Source organism: Staphylococcus sp. HMSC077D08 (genome assembly GCF_001837945.1).
GTDB lineage: Bacteria > Bacillota > Bacilli > Staphylococcales > Staphylococcaceae > Staphylococcus > Staphylococcus epidermidis.
The window spans coordinates 6,283-6,607 of sequence record NZ_KV834817.1 but is presented as its reverse complement, the minus strand read 5'-3'; the positions used below and the strand labels follow the sequence as shown (position 1 = coordinate 6,607).

At 28.0% G+C, this 325-nt stretch carries 1 protein-coding gene; it reads right to left on the bottom strand.

The genetic code is table 11. The features are described 5' to 3' along the window. Positions 1 to 325: transposase (locus tag HMPREF2663_RS13090; protein ID WP_256322892.1), on the bottom strand; the 325-nt coding region annotated here is incomplete at both ends.

Genomic DNA, 325 nt, shown 5'->3' with positions numbered 1-325 from the left:
GGTTCCACATCAATTTTTCTTTGACTGTAGATATTTTTTGTTTCTGGTTCTGAAAGCTTTTTGTTAATTTGGGATTTAAAATATTCCCAGTTATAATTCTTCATTATTTTTTTGTTTGTTTTTGAATTGAAGTTCATACATTGATTTTTCAGAGAACATTCTGAACAATCATCACATTCATATAATTTGAAGTCTCGCTTATAACCATACTTATCATGACGATAGGCATATCTTTTAAAACCTAGCCGTTTATTATTCGGACAAATGAATTCGTCATTAATTTCGTCATAGTTCCAATTTTGAGTATTAAAGATGTCACTTTTAT